The following is a 3368-nucleotide window of genomic DNA, read 5'->3' on the forward strand; positions in this document are numbered from 1 at the left end:
CAGCCTGCTCCGGCTGAGCGACCGGGACCACATTCTGGCGTTGTGCATGCATCACGTCATCTCTGATGAGTGGTCGGCCAAGATTTTCCACCGCGAGCTTCTCGCGTTGTATGACGCTTTCCGGGCGGGGGAGCCGTCGCCGCTGGTGCCGTTGCCGGTGCAGTACGCGGATTTCGCTGTGTGGCAGCGTTCCTGGCTGACCGGGCCGACGTTGGAGGAGCAGCTCGGTTATTGGCGTCGGCAGCTGGCCGGGCCGTCGGTGCTGGAGTTGCCTGCCGATCGGCCCCGGCCTGCGGCTCGTGACACCGCTGGCGCGGCTATTGATTTCCGTATCGACGCCGATGTCAGCCGTCGGTTGCAGGAGTTGTCTCGTCGTACCGGTGCGACGATGTTCATGACGTTGCTGGCTGCTTACACGGTGCTGCTTGGCCGGTACAGCCGTCAGGATGATGTGCTGGTCGGTACGCCGGTGGCCAACCGGAATCAGGCCGAGACCGAGGATCTGATCGGGTTCTTCGTCAACACGCTGGTGCTGCGGGCCGACCTGTCCGGCGACCCCACCTTCACCGACCTGCTCCAGCAGGTCCGCGCCACGGCGCTAGATGCTTACGGTCATCAGGATCTGCCGTTCGAGCAGCTGGTCGACGAACTCGGTGTCGAGCGTGACCGCTCGCGGACGCCGCTGTTCCAGACCCTGTTCAGCCATTTCACCAGCGACGACCCCGGCCTTGGCACGGACCCGGGCACGCGCCCTGGCCCCGGCTTGGACGTCGATGCCAGTGATGCCGGTTCCGGTGTGGGTGGCGGGTCGGGTTCGCTGCCGGTCAAATACGACCTGATCCTGACCATGGCCAGTGGTCCTGGCGGGGTGTTGAACGGGTCGGTGCAGTACAGCACGGCCCTGTTCGGCCGGGGCAGGATCGAGCGGCTGATCGGTCACCTCAGCATGCTGCTGGACGCCGTCACCAGCGATCCTGACAGGCCGTTGTCGGCGCTGCCCGTGCTGACCGGTGCCGAGCAGCGGCGCCTGACCGCGGACGCGGTGCCTGCTGGTGTGGTGGTTCCGGCGGTGGGCGGTGTTCATGAGCTGATCGCTGGTCAGGCGCGGCTTCGTCCTGGTCATGCGGCTGTGTTGTGTCGGGGGGAGCGGCTCAGTTATGGCGAGCTGGATGAGCGGGCCAACCGGCTGGCTCACCATCTGATCGCCTTGGGTGCCGGCCGGGACAGCGTGGTGGGCCTGCATCTGGGGCGGACTCCGGAGTTGATCGTGGCGATCCTGGCGGTGTGGAAGGCGGGTGCGGCTTATCTGCCGCTGGATGCCGCCTATCCGGCCGATCGATTGGCCCGCATGCTCACCGACAGTCGGGCCGGCATTCTGCTCACCGACAACCCCGCCGACAACCCCGCCGACAACCCGGCCACCCACGGCCATGCCGCCAGCCCGGCCAGCGGGTCGGCCGCTAGCCCGGCCAGCGATTCGGCCAGCCCGGCCGCCAGCCTGGCCGTTGGTTCAGCTGTCGGGACGGTCCAGGGCGCTGTGCGGGTGGTGGCCGTGCAGGAGCTGGACTCGAGGCTGCGTGGGTATCCGGGGGAGGCGCCTGTGGTGGTGGCCGAGCCGGATCAGGGGGCGTATCTCATCTACACCTCGGGTTCGACCGGCACCCCCAAGGGGGTTTTGGGCACCCACCGCGGGGCGATCAACCTGGCGACTGTGATGCGGCCGGTGTTCGGTATCGGCCCGGATGACACGGTGCTGCAGTTCGCCTCCCACAGCTTCGACGCCGCGGTGCTGGACCTGGTCGTCACCCTGACCACCGGCGCCACTCTGGCCCTGGCCACCGCCGGTGAACGTGGCGACCCCTACCGGCTGGCCGATCTGATCAACCGGCAGCGGGTGACCGCCGCCAGCATCGTGCCGTCCCTGCTGGCCACCCTGACCCCGGCCACCCTGCCCGGCCTGCGCACCCTGATCCTCGGCGCCGAACGCCTGAGCGCCTCCCTGGCCCGCGCCTGGGCTGCGGACCACCGCCTGATCAACACCTACGGTCCCACCGAAGCCACCGTCATCACCACCACCACCCCACCCCTGACCACCTCCGCGACCAACAGCGCCAACGAAGCCACCAGCAACGAAGCCGCCAGCATCGAAGCCGCCAGCATCGGAGCCACCGCCATCGGAGCCGCCGCCACCGGATCTGCCGGCGCTGGAGCCGTTGGTGCTGGAGCTGTTGGTGCTGACCCCGCCATTGGTGCGCCGCTGGCCAACTCCATCACCTACGTGCTGGACGCCCACCTCAACCCCGCCCCCACCGGCGTGCCCGGTGAGCTGCTCATCGGCGGGCAGGGGCTGGCCCGCGGGTATCACGGCAAGCCGGCCCTGACCGCCGAGCGGTTCATCGCCAACCCCCATGCCGCCGACGGCTCGCGCCTGTATCGCACCGGCGACCTGGCCGCCTGGCGGCCCGACGGCCAGCTCGACTTCCTCGGCCGCACCGACCACCAGGTCAAGATCCGCGGTCACCGCATCGAGCCCGGCGAAATCGAACACACCCTGACCGGCCACCCGCACATCGCCGCAGCCCTGGTCACCACCACCGGCAACAGCGCCGGAGACGACACGGGCAACGGCGCCGGCACCGAGCGCCGGCTGGTCGCCTACCTCGTTCCCGCTGACCCAGCCCTCGGCATCCCCGCCACCGATGATCTGCGCGCGTATCTGGCGGCCGGCCTGCCGGATTACATGATTCCGTCGGTGTTCATCGAGCTGGCGGCCTTCCCGTTGTCCCCGAACGGGAAGATCGACCGGGCCGCGCTGCCGGTGCCGGACGGCAGCCGTCCCGAACTCGCCGACACCTACCAGGCGCCGTCCACCCCCACCGAGCAGTTGCTGGCCGGCATCTGGGCCGACCTGCTCGGCGTGGACCAGGTGGGTGTCCGGGACAATTTCTTCGATCTGGGCGGGCACTCCCTGCTGGCCACTCAGGTCATCACCCGGATTCGGGCGGTGCTGGGGGTGGATCTTCCCCTGGCGGCGCTGTTCGATCAGCCGACCGTCGGCGGCCTGGCGCCGCTGGTGGACGGGGCGAACGGCAGCAGCAGGCCCCCGATCGTGCCGGTCGACCGTGACCGGCCGTTGCCGCTGTCGTTCGCGCAGCAGCGGTTGTGGTTCCTGGCCCAGCTCGACCCCGACTCCGCCGAGTACAACATCCCCACCCCGATTCCGCTGCCCGGCGACCTCGACATCGACGCCCTGCGCGCCGCCCTCACCACGCTGGTGGAGCGGCATGAGGTCTTACGGACCCGGCTGGTCGCAGACGCCGACGGCATCCCGTACCAGATCATCGATCCTCCCAAGAGCTTCGACCTGC

1 protein-coding gene is annotated in these 3368 nt (G+C 69.3%); it reads left to right on the forward strand.

The window, feature by feature from the left end:
* Positions 1-46 precede the first annotated feature (46 nt).
* Positions 47-3368, forward strand: a 3322-nt coding sequence (locus tag ABZS69_RS66840; protein WP_355395558.1) for a condensation domain-containing protein, incomplete at its 3' end; no start/stop codon positions are given.

This window comes from Nonomuraea sp. NPDC005650 (assembly GCF_040605375.1).
Classification (GTDB): Bacteria; Actinomycetota; Actinomycetes; order Streptosporangiales; family Streptosporangiaceae; genus Nonomuraea.